The 17,112-nt window shown below is 65.5% G+C and carries 13 protein-coding genes; 6 read left to right on the top strand and 7 right to left on the bottom strand.

Features of this window, described 5'->3' with window-relative positions; translation table 11 throughout:
• Positions 1 to 231 precede the first annotated feature (231 nt).
• From NM961_RS15770 to NM961_RS15745, 6 genes are all read right to left on the bottom strand, one after another.
• Entirely contained in the window at positions 232 to 3,309 is a 3,078-nt protein-coding gene (locus NM961_RS15770; RefSeq protein ID WP_255915371.1) for an efflux RND transporter permease subunit, read from the bottom strand.
• Positions 3,306 to 4,418: an efflux RND transporter periplasmic adaptor subunit gene (locus tag NM961_RS15765; RefSeq protein WP_255915370.1), complete on the bottom strand. Its 1,113-nt coding sequence runs from the start codon at positions 4,416 to 4,418 to the stop codon at positions 3,306 to 3,308. Before NM961_RS15765 ends, NM961_RS15770 begins: the two co-directional genes overlap by 4 nt.
• 110 nt (positions 4,419 to 4,528) lie before the next feature.
• The gene (locus NM961_RS15760) at positions 4,529 to 6,295 is read right to left on the bottom strand and encodes an ABC transporter transmembrane domain-containing protein (protein ID WP_255915369.1); all 1,767 of its coding nucleotides are present in this window, start codon (positions 6,293 to 6,295) and stop codon (positions 4,529 to 4,531) included.
• A 297-nt stretch (positions 6,296 to 6,592) separates the two neighbouring features.
• Entirely contained in the window at positions 6,593 to 7,189 is a 597-nt protein-coding gene (locus NM961_RS15755) for an IMPACT family protein (protein ID WP_255915368.1), read from the bottom strand.
• Between the two features lie 379 nt (positions 7,190 to 7,568).
• Entirely contained in the window at positions 7,569 to 8,978 is a 1,410-nt protein-coding gene (locus NM961_RS15750) for a hypothetical protein (protein WP_255915367.1), read from the bottom strand.
• Positions 8,975 to 9,526 (bottom strand): RNA polymerase sigma factor, encoded by a 552-nt coding sequence (locus tag NM961_RS15745; RefSeq protein WP_255915366.1) that lies wholly within the window; start codon positions 9,524 to 9,526, stop codon positions 8,975 to 8,977. The genes NM961_RS15750 and NM961_RS15745 overlap by 4 nt, the downstream gene beginning before the upstream one ends.
• 635 nt (positions 9,527 to 10,161) lie before the next feature.
• Here NM961_RS15745 and NM961_RS15740 point away from each other — a divergent pair.
• Genes NM961_RS15740 through NM961_RS15720 form a run of 5 tightly spaced genes read left to right on the top strand, consistent with a single transcriptional unit; the run spans position 10,162 to position 15,692 of the window.
• A complete protein-coding gene (locus NM961_RS15740) occupies positions 10,162 to 12,705 on the top strand; it encodes a type VI secretion system Vgr family protein (protein WP_255915365.1) in 2,544 nt (847 codons plus the stop codon).
• A 5-nt stretch (positions 12,706 to 12,710) separates the two neighbouring features.
• Positions 12,711 to 13,856, top strand: coding sequence for a DUF2169 family type VI secretion system accessory protein (locus NM961_RS15735; RefSeq protein ID WP_255915364.1), 1,146 nt, complete (start codon positions 12,711 to 12,713; stop codon positions 13,854 to 13,856).
• Complete coding sequence (locus NM961_RS15730) at positions 13,853 to 14,200, top strand: PAAR-like domain-containing protein (RefSeq protein WP_255915363.1); 348 nt, start codon at positions 13,853 to 13,855, stop codon at positions 14,198 to 14,200. The genes NM961_RS15735 and NM961_RS15730 overlap by 4 nt, the downstream gene beginning before the upstream one ends.
• The gene (locus NM961_RS15725; protein ID WP_255915362.1) at positions 14,200 to 15,285 is read left to right on the top strand and encodes a hypothetical protein; all 1,086 of its coding nucleotides are present in this window, start codon (positions 14,200 to 14,202) and stop codon (positions 15,283 to 15,285) included. The genes NM961_RS15730 and NM961_RS15725 overlap by 1 nt, the downstream gene beginning before the upstream one ends.
• Positions 15,282 to 15,692, top strand: coding sequence for a hypothetical protein (locus NM961_RS15720; RefSeq protein WP_255915361.1), 411 nt, complete (start codon positions 15,282 to 15,284; stop codon positions 15,690 to 15,692). Before NM961_RS15725 ends, NM961_RS15720 begins: the two co-directional genes overlap by 4 nt.
• Before the next feature lie 29 nt (positions 15,693 to 15,721).
• Here the strand turns inward: NM961_RS15720 and NM961_RS15715 are convergent, their stop codons facing one another.
• On the bottom strand, positions 15,722 to 15,844 hold the full coding sequence (locus NM961_RS15715; RefSeq protein WP_255915360.1) for a hypothetical protein: 123 nt from the start codon (positions 15,842 to 15,844) through the stop codon (positions 15,722 to 15,724).
• Positions 15,845 to 15,884: 40 nt separating this feature from the next.
• Between NM961_RS15715 and NM961_RS15710 the strand changes: the two genes are divergently transcribed.
• Entirely contained in the window at positions 15,885 to 16,940 is a 1,056-nt protein-coding gene (locus NM961_RS15710; RefSeq protein ID WP_255915359.1) for an RHS repeat domain-containing protein, read from the top strand.
• The last annotated feature ends 172 nt before the right edge of the window (positions 16,941 to 17,112 follow it).

Raw genomic sequence — 17,112 nt, 5'->3', positions numbered from 1 at the left:
GCGGCAATTTCCCGGCGATTCGCCGCCGGCGCCGTAGCGGCAGCCGGATTGCCGTCTTTTGCTGCGAAGCACGATGCACGCCGGCGCACTGGCGGCGATTCCGGGGCTTTGCACCGCTGTTGCGCGCAAACGACGCGAGGGGAGGCCGGGATTCGGGATTGGAGACCCGGGATTCACTGCAGCCGGCGACGCCAGCTTTCCGAATCCCGAATCCCCAATCCAGGCCCACGCTCAAGCCGCAGGCGCCACCTTGGCAGCACGCCTGCGCCGATGCTTGACCTTCTCGCGCAGGTCGTCGAGCACCGTATAGGCCGCCGGGATCACCACCAGGCTGAGCAGGGTGGAGGTGATGAGGCCGCCGATCACGGCAATCGCCATGGGCGCGCGGAAGCTCGCATCGGCGCCGAAGCCCAGCGCGATGGGCAGCATGCCCGCGCCCATGGCCAGCGTGGTCATGATTACCGGGCGGGCACGCTTGCGGCAGGCGTCGACCAGGGCATCGTGCTGGCTCAGGCCGTGGTCCTGTTCTGCGATCACGGCATAGTCCACCAGCAGGATGGAGTTCTTGGTCGCTATGCCAATCAGCATCAGCAGGCCTATCAGCGCCGGCAGCGACAGGTAGTTGTTGGTCAGCAGCAGCATGCCGAAGGCGCCGCCGGCGCACAGCGGCACGGCGATCAGGATGGTCAGCGGCTGCAGCGCGTTGTTGAACAGCAGCAACAGCACGGCGTAGACGCAGAAAATGCCCGTGCCCATGGCGACGAGGAAGCCGACGAACAGTTCCACGAAGATTTCCGCATCGCCGGTATTGCCCATCTTCACGCCCGGCGGCAGCTGCTTGAGCGAGGGCAGCTGCTCGATCTCGGCCATGACTTCGCCCAGCGGACGGCCGTTGAGTTCCACGTTCATGGTCACGTTGCGCTGGCGGCCGTAGCGGTCGATCTGGGCCGGTCCGCTGTCCAGGCGTATGTCCGCCACCGCAGCCAGCGGCACCGGGCCGTCGCGGCCGGGCACGCGCAGCAGCGCGATCAGCGCGGGCTGGTTCAGGTTCTGCTCGGCGATGCGCACGCGGATCGGGATTTGCCGCTCGGGCAGGTTGAGCTTGGCCAGGCGCTGGCGGAAATCGCCGGTGGTGGCGATGCGCGCGGCCTCGGCGATGTCGGCCGTGGCCACGCCCAGGTCGGCGGCCCGCAGCGGATCCGGCGTAATCACCACCTCCGGCCGCAGCAGCGAGGCGGTCGAGGTGACGCTGCCCAGGCCCTTGAGGTTGCGCAGATCGCGCTCCAGCGCCTGGGCGGCGTCGCCGAGCAGGCGCGCGTCGTCGCCGGCCAGCACCAGCTGCAGCAGTTCACCGGGCTCGCTGCTGATGAAGCTCACGCGCACGCCGGGCAGGTCGGCCAGGCGCGCGCGCACTTCGCGCTCCAGCACTTTCTGGTGGCGCTGGCGGGTGTCGGGCTTGCCCCAGTCCAGGGTCAGGGTGGCCTTGCGCACGTCGCCGACCAGCGACTGGTTGGGATCGCCCATGTCCAGCACGCCGCCGACGGCGGTATAGACCAGCTTGAGTTCGGGCAGGTCGGCCAGCTTGGCGCGCGCCAGTTCGGCCACTTCGGTGGTCTCGGCCAGGCTGGCGCCGGGCGGCAGTTCCAGGCTCAGATTGCTGCGGCCCAGGTCCGCCGGCGGAATGAAGGTGGCCGGGATTAGCGGCACGATGGCGAGCGAGCCGATGAACAGACCGAAGGCCAGCCACAGGGTGCGCGTGCGGTGCGCCAGCGCGCTCTCGACCAGGCGCAGGTACCAGCGCATCAGCGGGCCTTCCTTTTCCTCGTGCGCCTGCGGCTTGAGCAGGTAGGCCGCCATCATCGGCGTGAGCAGGCGCGCGACCAGCAGCGAAAACAGCACGGCGGTGGCCGCAGTCCAGCCGAATTCGCGGAAGAACTTGCCGGGAATGCCCGGCATGAAGGCCACCGGCACGAAGACGGCAGCCAGCGTCAGCGACGTGGCGATCACGGCCAGGCCGATCTCGTCGGCCGCATCGGTGGCCGCTTCCTGCGGCAACTTGCCCAGGCCCAGATGGCGCACGATGTTTTCCACTTCGACGATGGCGTCGTCGACCAGGATGCCGACCACCACCGCCAGGGCGAGCAAGGTGATCATGTTCAGGCTGAAGCCGAACCAGTGCATCACCGCGAACGTGGGAATGATGGACAGCGGCAGGGCCAGCGCCGAGATCCAGGTCGCGCGCCAGTCGCGCAGGAACAGCCATACCACCAGCACCGCCAGCAGCGAGCCTTCCCACAGCATGGTCATGGACGAGGAATAGGAGTTCTCCGCCTCTTCCACGGTGGAGCTGACTTCGGCAAAGCGCAGGCGCGGATAGGTGCGGCCCAGTTCCTCCACTTTTGCGCGCACCGCGCGGCCAACGCCGACCTCGCTGGAGCCGCGCGTGCGGGTGATGGCGAAGCCGACCGCGGGCTTGCCGTCGAGCAGGGCGACCTGGCGCTGTTCCGCCGCGGCGTCGCGCACGTCGGCCAAGGCGGAAAGCTTGATCTGGCGGCCGTCGGGCAGGGCTATCGGCATGTCGCGCAGCTGCGCGACGGCTTCCACCGTGCCCACGGTGCGCACCACCTGTTCATTGCCGCCCCAGCTGGCCTTGCCGCCGGGCATCTCGACCTGGATGCGGGCGAGCTGCTGCGATACTGCGCCGGCGGTGATGCCGTGCGCTTCCAGCGCGCCGGGGCGCAAGTCGATGCGCACTTCGCGGTCCACGCCGCCGGTGCGCTTGACCTGGCCCACGCCGGGCACGCTGAACAGGGCCTTGGTCACGGTGTCGTCGACGAACCAGCTCAGTTCATCCGGCTGCAGGCTGTCGGAGGCCACGGTGAAGCTCAGCATGGTGCCGCCGACCATGTTGACCTTGGCCACCACGGGTTCTTCGATGTCCTGCGGCAGGTCGGTGCGGATGCGGGTGATGGCGTCGCGCACTTCGTCCAGGGCCTCGTCCAGGTCGCGTTCGAGTTCAAATTCGATGCGCGTGCTGGAAACGCCTTCGTTCACGGTGGAAACCAGCTTGTCGATGTCAGCCAGGCTGGCCACCGCGTCCTCGACCTTGCGCGTGATCTCGGTCTCCATCTGGCTGGGCGCGGCGCCCGGCAGGGTGATGGTGACCGTCACCATGGGCAGGGAAATATCCGGGAAGCGCGACACGTCCAGCGCGCGGAAACCGGCGAAGCCGGCGGCGCACAGCAGGATGAACAGCAATACCGCCGGCAGCGGCCGGCGTATCGCCCAGGCGGAGATATTCATGCTCATGGGGCCTTGGCCTCCGCCACCACGCGCACGCGGTCGCCTTCACTGAGGAAACCGGCGCCGCGGGCGACCACGGCATCCTCGGCGGTGAGGCCCTGCAGCACCTCGACCTTGTCGCCATCGACCCGGCCTATCTCGATGCGCTGGCGCGTCACGCGCTGTTCGGCGCCGACGCGGAACACATAGGAATGGCCGTCGCGCTGCACCACCGCGGCCAGCGGCAGCAGCAGGGCCGGGCTTTCGCCCAGCAGCAGTTCGCCTTGCGCGAACATGCCGGCGCGCAGCTTGCCGGGATCTTCCAGTGAGGCGTAGACCACGCCGGTGCGGCTGGACGCTTCCAGCGCCGCCGCGACGCGGCGCACGCGCGCCTCGGCGCGGCTGCCGTCGGGCGACTGCACCAGCACGGCGGTTCCTTCCTGCACGCGGATCAGCTCGGCCTCGGGCAGGTTGCCGCGCCATTCCAGTCGCCCGTGGCGGATCAGGCGCAGCAGCTCCGCGCCGCTGGAGACGACCTGGCCGGGCTGCACCTCGCGGCGCGAGATCACGCCGTCGTCGGGGGCGCGCAGCTCGGCGAAGCTCAGCCGCAGCTGCACCGCTTCGCGCTGGGCACGGGCGGAATTCAGGCGCGCTTCGGCCTGGGTGGCCGCGCCCCACATCTCGTCGGCATCGCGCGCGCTGATCAGGCCTTTTTCGCGCAGCGCGGCCATGCGTTCGTTATTGCGTTTCGCCACGGCCAGGGCGGCCTCGGCTTCGGCCACGGCAGCGTCGGACTGGCGCTTGTCACTGCTGAGCGTGCGCGTATCCAGGCGCAGCAGCACCTGGTCCTTCTTCACCGTCTCGCCCACATCGACCAGCACTTCGGCCACGCGCACACCGGAAAGCTCCACGCCCAGCAGCATTTCCTCCTGCGCGGCGATGCTGCCCGAGGCAATGAGGCGGCGCTGCAGCGACTGGGCCGTGGGATGGACGAGATTGACGGTGAGGCTGGTGCCGGCGCCTTCGGGCGTTGCCGGGCCTGTGGCCTGGGGATCGGATTTGCAGCCCGGCAGGGCGGCAAGCCCCACCAGGCAGATCGCGGCCGTCAGGCCGCGCAGCAGCAGTCGCTGGGTCATGGGATGTGCTCTTTTTTGGAAAGCGGAAAGCCCGGCGCGCAGGCGCAGCCAGGGCGGAATCAATGCGGGGCTGCCGTGAGGCGGCGGACGCGCGAAGGCGCGTCACCGTTTCAGGTGGCGAATTGCAGGCGGGCGAGTTCGGCATACAGTCCGTCCTGGCGCAGCAGCTGTTCGTGCGTGCCCTGGGCGACGATGCGCCCGCCTTCCATCACCACGATACGGTCGGCCTGCTGCACGGTGGCCAGGCGGTGGGCGATGACCAGGGTGGTGCGGCCGCGCATCAGGCGTTCCAGCGCGCCTTGTATGGCCGCTTCGGACTGGGCATCGAGATTGCTGGTGGCCTCGTCCAGCAGCAGCACCGGCGCATCCTTGAGCAGGGCGCGGGCGATGGCGATGCGCTGCTGCTGGCCGCCGGACAGGCGCACGCCGCGCTCGCCCAGGTACGTGGCATAGCCTTCGTTCTGCGCGCTGAGGAAGTCGTGCGCCTCGGCGGCGCGGGCGGCGGCGATCACGTCGTCTTCCGGCGCGTCGCTGCGGCCGAAGCGGATGTTGTCCAGCGCGCTGGCGCCGAAGATCACCGTGTCCTGGGGCACCAGGGCGATGGCGCCGCGCAGCTGCGGCAGGGCGACTGCACGCAGATCGCGCCCGTCCAAGGTGATGCGGCCGGACTGCGGATCGTAGAAGCGCAGCAGCAGCTGGAATACCGTGGATTTGCCGGCGCCGGAAGGGCCGACCAGGGCGACGGTTTCGCCGGGCTGCACGCGCAGGCTGAAATCGTGCAGCGCCGCCGTATCGGGCCGCGAGGGATAGCGGAATTCGACGTGTTCAAATTCGATCGCCCCCTGCAGCGGCTGCGGCAGCGCCAGCGGCTCTTCCGGCGAATGAATTTCCGGCCGGGTCGCGAGCAGCCCGGTGATGCGTTCCAGCGCGCCGCTGGCGCGCTGCACCTCGCCCCAGACTTCGGTCAGCGCGCCGACCGAACCGCCGGCCATTACCGCGTACAGCACGAACTGCCCCAGTACGCCGGCGCGGATCTCGCCGGCCAGCACCGCCTTGGCGCCGGCCCAGAGCACCAGCACGATGGCGCCGAACACCAGCAGTATGGCCAGCGCCGTGATCAGCGCGCGGGCGCCAATGCGACGCCGGCTGGTGGCGATGGCGCGGTTGATCGCGGCGGCGTAGCGCTGCTTCTCGGTGGGTTCGCGCGCATAGGCCTGCACGGCGTGCATGGCGTTGAGGGTTTCGTTGGCCACGGCCGAGGCGTCGGCGATGCGATCCTGATTGTCGCTGGAGAGTTTCTGCAGGCGCCGGCCGCTCAGCACCATGGGCAGGATCACCAGCGGAATCACCAGCGCGGCGTAGGCGGCCAGGCGCGGACTGGTCCAGACCAGGGCCACCGAGGCACCGATGAACGTGGCCGCGCTGCGCACCGCCACCGACAGGCTGGAGCCGACCACGATCTGCACCAGTTCGCTGTCGGCGGAAAGGCGCGAGGTGATCTCGCCGATGCGGGTGCGCTCGAAGAAAGCCTGGTCCAGTGTGAGCAGATGGTTGTACAGGCGCTGGCGCAGATCGGCCACCACGCGCTCGCCGAGCAGGCTGACGCAGAAATAGCGCCCCGCCGTCGCGATCGCCAGCACCACCGCGACACCGAACAGGGCGAGGAAGCTGGCATTGATGCTGGCCGGATTCGCGTCGGCGAAGCCCGCGTCGATCATATGGCGCACGGCCACCGGCAGGGACAGGGTCGCCGCGGAAGAGATCACCAGGAAGATCAGCCAGCCCGCGAGCAGGCCGGTGTGCTGGCGCAGCAGCGGCAGGATCAAGGTCAGCGAGCCCAGGCTGCGGCGCGGCGAATTCGGGGCGGAGTCGGTCATGGAGTTTTCTGGTAAGGGTTGGCCGGCTGCCGCCGTGAACTCACGGTCAGCGGCGTTGTCATGGTGACGCTTGGGCGCGATTCAATTGCCCCGTTGACGGCTCGAGGAGTGGGATCGTGCATGCGCTTGCCGGATTGGACCGGCGGCGGGCCGATGACCGGCCGGTTCGCTGCAATCGGCTGCCAGACCAGAGGCCTGCGGCTGTTCACCAGGCGGCTGTTCAATCGGCTGGGCGCAGACGGCGGCGCGGTTGGCCCGCCGCAGCGGTTCCCGTATCGGCCTGGCGCAAGCAAGGCCTCAGTCGATCCGCCGCAGACGGCTGCGGCCGCGCGTGAGATCGGCCAGCAGGCGTTCCAGCGCCGCCATCTGGGGATCGGGCAGGGCCAGGCGCAGCTCGGCGCCTTCGGCAGTGAATTCCTCGGCGAGAAGATCGGCCTCGAACTCGGCCAGCCGCGCCTTGAGGATAGCCAGACCGGCGAAGGGCAGGGCGAAGCCGACCTCGGTCTTGTGCACCAGGACGATCCTGTCCGCCAGGCGCAGGCACTCCGCGGCCACGCCGCCGTAGGCGCGCATCAGGCCGCCGGCGCCGAGCTTGATGCCGCCGTACCAGCGCGTGACCACCAGCATCACCGCATCGAAACCCTGGCCGTCGAGCGCCTGCAACATGGGCTTGCCTGCGGTGCCGGCCGGTTCGCCGTCATCGGAAAAACGGTAATTCTGGCCCAGGCGGTAGGCCCAGCAATTGTGCGTGGCCTGGGGATCGGCGACCTGCTGCAGGAAGGCCAGCGCCGCGGCCGGCGAGGACACCGGCGCGGCCTGGCAGAGGAAACGGCTTTTCTTGATTTCCTGCAACGCCGTCGCGGGCTGCGCGAGGGTGCATAAGACGGGACTCATGCGCCGATTATCGCCAAAGCCGGGGCGGTGCGGCAGCGTGGAAATTGTGCGGATGGGCGGTGTGGTGTGGGCAGCGGCAGTGACAGCGCCGGAGCCTGAGGCGTGATCGCCGATTGCACGGCGGACAGTGGATCGCAATGGCAGGTGTGCGGCAGTGATGGTTTCGGACATGCGCACGGCCGCCGCCGGCGCGGCTCCCACGAAACCCGCCGGTGGTGTTGGCGGCGGCGCCGGGCGATTAATGGCGGCGCAGATGGCGATGCCAGCGAAGTCCTGGGCCGCGTGATGCCGGCGACGTGTTCCAGACGTGGCACCGGTGACTGGCACCCGCTGGCGGTCGGCGGTCTGATCCAGGCGCCGCCGACCTGCGATCCACGGCTTATTTCAGTTCGCGCAGCTCCGCCGGCAGGACGTAGTCCGGATGACGCTTCCTGAACAGGTCCAGGTTCTCCCTGGCCTCGTCACGACGCTGTTCGCGCAGCAGCAGCTGGATCTGTTCCACCCACCTGGCCGGCGCCAGTTTGGCGTTGTGTTCCAGCGCGGCGGCGCGGCGCGCGGCCGCGTCGCTGCTGCGCCCGCTGACACCGCCCAGCGGTGGTGTGCCGGCCGGCGGCGTCGCCGCGGTCGTTGCCGCAGGCGCGGCCGCTGCGGCCGTGGCACGCGTATCGGCCGCGGGAGGTGTGGCAGGCGCAGACGCTGCGGCGGGTTCGGGTGTGCTGACGGCTTGCGTCGCTGCGGCGGGCAATGTGGCGGCCGTTGCGGGAGCTTCCGCGAGTTTTGCGTCTGCCGCCGGCCGCGGCGGCGTGGCGGCTGCGGCTGCCTTCTTCGGCACCTGCCCTGTGCGGCGCAGCGTGTCGGCTACGTCGCTGGCGGCCTTGTCGGACTCTTCGCGCACCACCGCCGCGCGCTGGCGGATTTCCGGCCGCGCCAGGGCTTCGCCGGTCACGGCTTCCTCGGCGCTGAGGCCGTATTCCTCGCGCCGCGATCCGCTGGCGATGGCCGCCTTGCGTTCGACGGAATTGTGGTCGGGCATGCGGTCGCTGTCGGCGAAGGGCTGGGGAGCCGCGGCGGTGCCGCCCTTGTCGCTGCGCGCGGCCAGCTCGTCGTTGCCGGCGCCTGCGTTGGCGGACTGGGCCTGTATCTCGGCTGGGCTGGCCTGTACCGGCGCCGGCGCAGCGGCGGGTGCCGGTGCCGGCAATGGTTCAGCCGCGACCGGCGTGACCGGTGCGGAGTCCGCGGCGGCCTCGGTCTTGGCCTTGGCCAGTTCCGCATCAGGCCGCGGCGCGGCGGACTTGGCCAGGCGCTGGCCCGGCGCCTGCGGCTTGGCGGCTGCGGCACCGGATACGCTGTCGTTGAACGCGGCCGGCGGCGGAGGCGCCGGCGGTGCGGCAGGCGCGGCCGGGGCCTCGGCTTCGACCGGCGGCGTGATGGCGCTGATCGGAATGACCTCGCGGCCGGACTGGGCGCTGGGCGACGGCGGCGCCATGTTTGCCGCCGGATGGCCGTCGAAGCCGTGGCGCATCTGCCAGGCGATGCCGGCGGCGAGCACCACGCCGGCGGCACTGCTCAGACCGACCAGCCACCAGGGCCGCGGATGGCGCGACTTGGCGTGGCGCAGGGCATTGACCCGCTGCGGCTCCACCGCGGCGCGGGCGAGACCGAGCACGGCGGCGTCGAGCTTGGCATCCGGCTCGGCCTGGGGCAGGCGGCGGTACAGGCGCGCGAGTTCGGACTCTTCGCCGGCGAGGAAGGCTTCGAATTCGCGCTCGTGGTGGTTTCGGTGAGTCATTCGGCAAACCTTGCGCGGATCTTCGCGAATGCATAGCGCAGCCGCGATTTCACCGTTTCCTGTCCTGCTCCGGTCACTTCGGCGATTTCTTCCAGTCCCAGCCCATTTTCCATGCGCAGCACGAAGGCCGTGCGCTGCTCGTCGGGCAGGTCCTCCAGCGCCAGTTGCAGGCGGCGGCGCTGCTCGAATTCGCTGAGTACCCGTTCCGGGCGCTCGGCCTCCGGCGCGTCGAGCTGGCGGAAGACCAGCTCGGTTTCCTCCGCCCCCGCCTGGGGTCTATGGCGGCGCACCAGATCGATCGCAAGGTTGTGCGCGATCTGCAGCAGCCAGGTGGTGAATTTGGCCTCGGGCCGGTAGCGCTCGCGGGCGACGATGACGCGGCTCCAGGTTTCCTGGAACAACTCGTCGGCGCTGGCGCGCTCGCGGCAGTGACGCAGCAGGAAGCGGTACAGGGTGCCGCGGTGGCGCGTGTACAGGGCTTCAAATGCGTGCGCGTCGCCGCGGCCGTAGGCGAGCATCAGTTCTTCGTCCGTACACTCCTCCCTCATGCGGGAAGACCCTTCACTAGGTGCTTGATCTGTAAGGGGCGATTCGGCATGGGAAAGGCTATGCAGGAGCGGTGCGGTAATTCCGGAGGAAGTCGGGTCGGCCAGAGCGGCGCCATTCATCGCAGATGGGCGCCCAGGCGTCCAGCTCGATTCTCGTTCAGGACGGTACCTGGTCGCCATAGGCGCAGGGCGATAAGCGGAGACCTGGGGCGCAGCGCTGGACATGGCGGTAAGTGCTGACGTTCGGGACAGGCGTTTGAACGCAGCAGTTCCGGTCCTAGGGTCAGGTGAGTGCGGCCCGGTGCCATTCCGTTGCCGGGAGCCTGCGCCCGGCGGCGGTCGATGGCGTTCGGGCCTGGGGCCAGAGACTCGCCTAGCCATGCCCAGACGGGGATTTAGCGCGGGCTGAGAGCATCCGGCCTGGAGTGACAGTGTCCATGAGCAGACCGGGAATTGGGTTCGCGGGAGCTACGATGGACTGATGATCTTTTTAGCGTCCCGGAAGTCATGTTTCGGTGCGGAAGATTGTCACAAAATGTTTCTGCTAAGCTTGCCTCCGGGGTTTTCTCTGTCTGTCAACACGCCTTGCGGGAAGTGCAAGGTGCTCCTGTTCGTATCCGTCGAATGGACTCGCCATGAACCGCACCCTGAACGTCACCACGCCCCTGGGCCCCGAAGTGCTGCGTTTCGACAGCCTGCAGGGACGGGAATCGCTGTCGCAGCTGTTCGATTTCCAGCTCACGCTGACGAGCGAGGAAAAGGGCCTGGCGGCGCCCGCGCTGCTGGGCCAGCCGATCACGGTGGATTTCGAGTTGGAAGGCGGCGCGCGGCGCTATCTCAACGGCCAGTGCGTGCATTTCCGCTCGGCCGGCAGAGCCGGGCGGCGGCATCTGTACGTGGCGCAGCTCAAACCCTGGCTGTGGTACGCGACGCGGCGCAGCGACTACCGCATCTTCCAGCAGATGACGACACCCGACATCGTCAAGCAGGTGCTGGCGATGTACCCGTTCCAGACCAAGTGGCTGCTGTCGCGCAGCTACCGCAAGTGGAACTACTGCGTGCAGTACCGCGAGACCGATGCGAATTTCGTGCAGCGCCTGCTGGAACACGAAGGCATCTGGTACTGGTTCGAGCATTCGGCCGGCGAGCATACGCTGGTGATGACGGACGACATCGGCCTGGCCACGCCGTATCCGGGCTATGCCACGATTCCGTTCTATCCGCAGGATGTGTCGGTCCCCGACAAGGATCATTTCAACGGCTGGGCCGCCGGCGGCAATGTGCAGAGCGGCAAGTACGCCGCGCGCGACTACAACTTCGTGATGCCGAGTGCGGATCTCACGACCCAGCGCGCGCAGCCCGCCGGCCATCCGCACGCGAGCTACGACATTTTTGATTACCCCGGCAGCTACCCGACGCTCGGCGAAGGCGACCCGTACGCCCGCGTGCGCCTGGAGGAACTGCAATCCAGCCATCTGCGCAGCTTCTCCCAGGGCCGCGCACGCGGCGTCGCGCCGGGGCGGCTGTTCACGCTGGAGAAGCATGTCGTTGGCGATTACAACAAGGAATACCTGGTCGTCGGCGCCGAATACGATTTCAGCGACAACGACTACGAGGCGACCGAGGACAGCGGCGAGCACCGCCTGACGATTGCGGCGGAAGTGCATCCGACCGACCAGCCGTACCGGCCGGAACGGCGCACGCCCAAGCCGCACACCATGGGCCCGGAATCCGCGGTGGTCACCGGCCCCGCCGGCCAGGAGATCTACACCAACGAACACGGTCAGGTGAAGGTGCAGTTCCACTGGGACCGTTACGGCAAGAAGGATGAGAATTCGTCCTGCTGGATCCGCGTATCGCATCCTTGGGCCGGCACGGGCTTCGGCGGCGTGCATATCCCGCGCATCGGGCAGGAAGTGCTGGTCGATCACCTGAACGGCGATCCGGACCAGCCCATCATCGTCGGCCGCGTCTACAACACGAACAACCCGCATCCCTGGGGCCTGCCGGCCAATGCGACGCAGTCGGGCTTCCTCACCCGCAGCTCCATGGGCGCGACCTGGCAGAACGCCAATGCGCTGCGCTTCGAGGACAAGAAGGGCGAGGAACAGGTCTGGCTGCACGCCGAGAAGAACCAGGACATCGAAGTCGAGAACGACGAGACCCACTGGGTCGGCCACGACCGCACCAAGACCATCGACCACGATGAAACCGTGCATGTGAAGCACGACCGCACGGAAACCGTCGACCACAACGAAACCATCACGGTGCACAACGACCGCAGCGAGCGCGTCGACCATAACGAGAAAATCAGCATCGGCGACAACCGCCGCGAGGACGTCGGCAATAACGAGACCGTCAGCATCGGCAACAACCAGACCCACAGCGTCGGCGACAACCGCACGCGCCGCGTCGGCAAGAACGAATCACTGACCATCGGCAGCAGCCGCACCAAGAAAGTCGGCAAGAACGAGAGCGACAAGATCGGCAAGAGCTGGTCGATCAAGGTCGGCAAGTTCAAGACGGAAACGATTGGCATGGCGTCCATGCAGAATGTCGGCATCGTCAAAATGGTCAATATCGGGATGGTTTATTCATTCAATGTGGGAATGTTGCGCAACAGCGTTGTTGGAATGAACGACACCACGACGGTAGGCAAGGCTCAGAGCACCAACGTCGGCAAGAAGTACTCCTTGGCTGTTGGAGGCAGGAGCGGCAGCCATATTGAGCTGGACGAGGAGACAATTTCGCTTCGTGTCGGTCGAAGCATTCTGCAACTCAAGGCGGATGGTTCCATAGCTATCACCGGCAAGAGCATCAACATCACGGCGCAAGGCGATGACGTCACCATAAATGGCGAACACATTTGGCTTAATCCGGTGAATGGCAGTGCAGCAATTCAGCCGGACTCAGTGCCTACGCCACCGACGATCGAGCCGATAGACAGTCCTGCAAGCAAACTCGGCATTTTGTTGGACAAAGCCGGCAGCATTCTGGGCAAGGTAAAGCAGCTATTAGAGTTGGCTGGACAACTGGCATCGATGGCTGGCAGCGGAAAGGCAGCGCGGAAACTCAAGGCCATGTCCACAGCGGCAGGCACGATTGATGCCGCTGCCAATAGCGTCCGCACGTCGACGAGCGGCGGTGCTGCTGGCCCTGTTCGCAGTGACGGCCGGTGACACAAATGACAGCGATCCCCGCGCCACGTCTTCGGCAACTGCGTAATGCCACTCCGTTTCCGCATCTGCAGTTCGACAAGATGGGGAAGGGGAGGCGCTTCCATGATGTAGTTATCGTCTGTGCCAGTTTCGTACTAGGGAATGGGCGGTTACAGCCTGCTGCCGCGCATCGGGGTCCTGTCATCGCCGACCGCGTCTGGGATGAAAGCAATGCCGCAGTATCCAGTTTGCGGTGCGCCACTGATATCTTGCTGATCAAGCCGGGTAGCGATGTCTACGTCACCGGCACGGTGCGAGCGCTGGACGAACGGCCTTGCCGCGACTGGCCTGCGCTACTGCGCGTAACTCGCGACGAGCAGATGCTGATCCAAAAAATGCTGAGATTCACCGGCCCGCGTCAGTGGACGCGTGGACTGCTGGGCTGGTCATTGTCCTCACCTGCTGTGACCACGGACGTATCGCTACGCTACGAGTTGGCCTATGGTGGGTGGCGGTTTAAGAAACACGGCTCGCCCAACGCGCAGATGCAAATTTTCGAGGAAAATCCCAGCGGGACGGGATGGTTCGGTTTTTCCGGTTTGCACGATAGTGGCTGCTCGCGCTACAGGGACGAGCGTGCTGTACCAGGGCCCCAAATTGAGTACATTGATGCACCGATCCGCTCCGCCAATCGGCTCCACCGTGTTGCGGGTCTCGGCCCAATTGCGCGGCACTGGGCACCGCGCCATCGTTTCGCCGGTACGTACGGCGCAAGCTGGCTGGCACAATTCCAGCGGGAGGAAATTCCCGACTATCCTACCGACTTCGATGAGCGTTATTTCCACTATGCACCGACAGACCAGATCGTGCCTGGGGGTTTGGTTGGCGACGAAGGTATCCAACTGGCGGGCTTCTTTGCCGATGTTCCGGCGATCAGTGCGCAGCTACCGCAGGTCTGGATGGAGGCTGTCTGCCGTGATGGCGCGGGCAATTGCACCCGCGAAGCATTGCGCCTGGATACTCTACATGTCGATCTGGATTTGATGCTGGTGCACCTGACCTGGCGGCTAGTGCTCGATCAAAGTCGGGATATCGTCGACGTCGAGATTTTCGACCGGCTAATCGCGAACGGTCGGCGCACACAAGCCGCTTTCCGCGGAGTCTATTCATGAGCATGGAGCCGCATATCGCTGATGCCGAGAACGCATTCATGGTCATCAGCGTGACACCGGATTTCTGTCGCGTCGGCGACAAGATCGTCCCTTACGACATCGTTGCCCTGCTACGACCGGAAAAGGCGAGCTACGCCCGCAGCGTATCGGCACGCAGCGAAAAAGTGCTGATGATCGATAGTATCGTTGCGGGTATCATCGGCAACGCTGGTGCCGGGGTCCAATCGGCCGTGTCGCTTGCCCAGGGAAATGTCAGGGTCACTTCGGGTTCCGAAAGTGTTTTCGTCGAAAGCCGCAAGGCTGCACGTCACGGCGATACCTGCGAAATGAATGGAGCGGTGTGATGGCCGAGAGGATCTCATCCGGCGTGAAAGATGCGCAATCTCCGCTCGACGGCTTCCTCGGTAACAAAGTCTATGGCCGACTGGTAACGTTTACGCAGCGATCGCCCGCGCCGAAATTACTGCGACGCCGTGCCGGTCGCTGCAGCGAACCGCTGGAAAAGGTTCGGGAAGCCTACGAGGCGAAAAGCCTGTGGGAAAAGCTGCTGACCGAAAAAGACGCCTGGGGTTATCCCAAGGATCAACTTGGGCCGAGACTTTTCAGGCAAGAATGCGAGCAATGGCCCGATCAGATTTCCGAATCTATCCTGGATGAAAAGCAACAGCGGCTCAATGAACACTTGAATGGCAAGGTGCCGCTACCGCCGGAGGAATCGTTACGGCTGCGCCACGATCTTTCGCTGCTCAATGATATTTACCGACCCGGTCCGCGTTTCGAAGCCGCATTGTCGGATGCGGAGTTTGCGTGGTTGGAGGAACGCAATTTACGCTTCGGCAACACTCTGTCGATGACGCTGCTGGGACCTCTTTTTGGAGGACCTGCGGCGGTAACGCGAGTGCTCGGCGGCACCGAGCAACAGGTGGCTGCGGCGAATCAGATGGGGGCGGTAGTGCTTGACTTGGCGACTGCCCATGCCGCGATGGGCAGGAGGGCGATTGAGCCTGCTACTTTGTATCGACAGAGCTACGGTCTGTACATTGGCCCCAAGAGAATCTACAACTACAGTCCGCCGCTGAGTTCGCGGCATAGCATTCGGAGTATTAGGCAAGGCGGAGTCAAAAAGACAAAGAACACCGTCGCGGAACCAGAAATCGACATGAGGGCTGATGTAGAAGCCATCAACAAAGGGCAGGGCGTCAGAGATGGTGATTTTTACACAGTAAACGGCAGAACTTATCAGCGTTTTGATGATCATCTTGTGCCACATGACGGCCCGGGATTTCACAACCTGGATCGCGGCGAGTTCGATGCGCTCGGTATTTTTAACCGATTTGGTGATACTCCGCAGGCTATGGAGATCGCAATCCGTGTTGCGGGTCCGGAAGGGGCATCCCATGCGTTGGATGTTTGGAGATTAGGGCAATGATCTGGTTCGACTTGATGCCGGAGAGAAGGCTTGCTGACGACGAAATACATCGTGCCCTCGCCGACATGATCGGCTGCGCGTATCACGAAGTTGGGGTAATCAACGACATCGCGGACTTACGTGATCTTCCCGCGACATGCTTGGTTGTCAGGCAGTCATGTGGTGACTACGGACAACAGCTTTCGATTTATTTGAACGACAGTGTCGGCGCGCAAGTGCGCACAGCTTCAATTGTCGATGCCGCTGCTTATTTGGCCCGTATCTTCGGTACCGATGTGCTGATTTCTGACGATAAGACAGCAAATCCTTATAGGATGCTTCGTATAAGTGGCGATGGTCGGCAGGAAAATGTCGCCGTCGATAGCCAAGTGTTTGATGAGCAGGGCGTTATTCGCATAATCGGCTGACTTGATGTGCCTGGGGCAACCATCCGCTCTCAGCCATGGGCGAGGCCGCTGGTGCGGCTTCCCGATTCGACCGGAATGTACTGTTCACCGATGACCATGTCACCCGCGAGCAGCACGCTGGCGGCGATGTCCAGACCTTCGATTGCGACCATGGCAACTGCCGCGCCACGCTGGCCGATGCCAGCAGCCAGCTTGCCATGTCACCACCACAACGCCGATCAGCGCTATACCGGCTATACCGATGCCGAGGGCGCAAGCGTGCGCTTCGTGCTCGACGCCTACGGCCAGCGCACCGCCACCATCGACGCGCTTGGCCGCCGCACGCGCTACGACTACGACGCGGTCGGCAATCTGATCACGATAGCCCAGCCGGATGGCAGCCGCTACACGTTGGGCTATACCGCTGAACGCAAGCTCGCCTGGATCACCGATCCGCTGGACCGCACCACGCGCCACCGTTACGACGCGCGTGGCAATCGCATCGAGACGGTGACGCCCGACGGCGCCGTCACGCGCTACGAAATCGGTGCACAGGGCTGGCCGCTGCGCATCACCGATGCCCGTGGCGGTACGGCGGAACTGAGCTACGACCTGGCGGGGCGGCTGATCGCCTACCGCGACTGCGTCGGTTCGCTTACGCGCTACACCTATGACGAGCGCGGCAATCTGCTGCGCGTCACCGATGCGCTGGAGCAGATTACACACTACCAGTACCAGCGCATCAATCGCGAAGACCGTCTCGTCGCCCTGACTACGCCGGATGGTGCGACCGAGCGCCTGGCCTACGATGCGCTGGGCCGTCTCGTCGCCCATCACGACGCCAACGGAGCAGTCACGCGCTATGCGCTCGATGCGGAAGGACGCCCGCTGCGGCGGGAAAACGCACTGGGCCATACGCTGCACTACCAGTACGACGTGCATGGCCGGCTGCTGGCGCTGACCAATGAGAACGGCGCCATCTACCGCTTTGCCTGGGACAAGGCCGACCGGCTGGTCGCCGAACTGGGTTTCGATGCGCGGCGGCAGGACTATCGCTACAACGCCGCGGGTAAACTGATCGAAGCCGCCGACGGCGTGCCCCACGCTGCGCCGCTGCTCGCGACTGGTATGGCCGGCGTGCTGCGCACGCGCTTCGAGGACATGCGAAGTATTTTCGGGATCCTAAAGATGGTGCTTGGTACTCTGTGGATCAGACTGGGCATGGTGGCAGTGCTTTCAAGCAATTCGAACAGAAGGGCGATAATCTGATTCACAGCTTCGACTTTGACGAGTTTGGTGATCGTATGGGTAAGCATAATGATCCTGCCCCTGCTTTTCGGACACCCGGATAAGCGATTCAATATCGCAATCCGGAGTGAGACAGATGAGCAGGAAGAAATCAGAAGGCAAGACGGAACGCAAGCGCTTCAGCGCGGAGTTC

Origin of the sequence: Tahibacter harae (assembly GCF_024437735.1) — a bacterium.
GTDB lineage: Bacteria > Pseudomonadota > Gammaproteobacteria > Xanthomonadales > Rhodanobacteraceae > Tahibacter > Tahibacter harae.
The sequence above is the reverse complement of the archived record's forward strand: the minus strand, read 5'-3'. Positions and strand labels throughout refer to the sequence as shown.

Bases quoted from the DNA above. Each gene is read 5' to 3' on its own strand.
- NM961_RS15755 (WP_255915368.1), bottom strand. From the start codon at position 7,189: ATGAGTCCCGTCTTATGCACCCTCGCGCAGCCCGCGACGGCGTTGCAG.
- NM961_RS15730 (WP_255915363.1), top strand. From the start codon at position 13,853: ATGAGCATGGAGCCGCATATCGCTGATGCCGAGAACGCATTCATGGTC.
- NM961_RS15760 (WP_255915369.1), bottom strand. From the start codon at position 6,295: ATGACCGACTCCGCCCCGAATTCGCCGCGCCGCAGCCTGGGCTCGCTG.
- NM961_RS15720 (WP_255915361.1), top strand. From the start codon at position 15,282: ATGATCTGGTTCGACTTGATGCCGGAGAGAAGGCTTGCTGACGACGAA.
- NM961_RS15740 (WP_255915365.1), top strand. From the start codon at position 10,162: ATGAACCGCACCCTGAACGTCACCACGCCCCTGGGCCCCGAAGTGCTG.
- NM961_RS15765 (WP_255915370.1), bottom strand. From the start codon at position 4,418: ATGACCCAGCGACTGCTGCTGCGCGGCCTGACGGCCGCGATCTGCCTG.
- NM961_RS15725 (WP_255915362.1), top strand. From the start codon at position 14,200: ATGGCCGAGAGGATCTCATCCGGCGTGAAAGATGCGCAATCTCCGCTC.
- NM961_RS15745 (WP_255915366.1), bottom strand. From the start codon at position 9,526: ATGAGGGAGGAGTGTACGGACGAAGAACTGATGCTCGCCTACGGCCGC.
- NM961_RS15750 (WP_255915367.1), bottom strand. From the start codon at position 8,978: ATGACTCACCGAAACCACCACGAGCGCGAATTCGAAGCCTTCCTCGCC.
- NM961_RS15735 (WP_255915364.1), top strand. From the start codon at position 12,711: ATGACAGCGATCCCCGCGCCACGTCTTCGGCAACTGCGTAATGCCACT.
- NM961_RS15715 (WP_255915360.1), bottom strand. From the start codon at position 15,844: ATGGTCGCAATCGAAGGTCTGGACATCGCCGCCAGCGTGCTGCTCGCG.
- NM961_RS15770 (WP_255915371.1), bottom strand. From the start codon at position 3,309: ATGAGCATGAATATCTCCGCCTGGGCGATACGCCGGCCGCTGCCGGCG.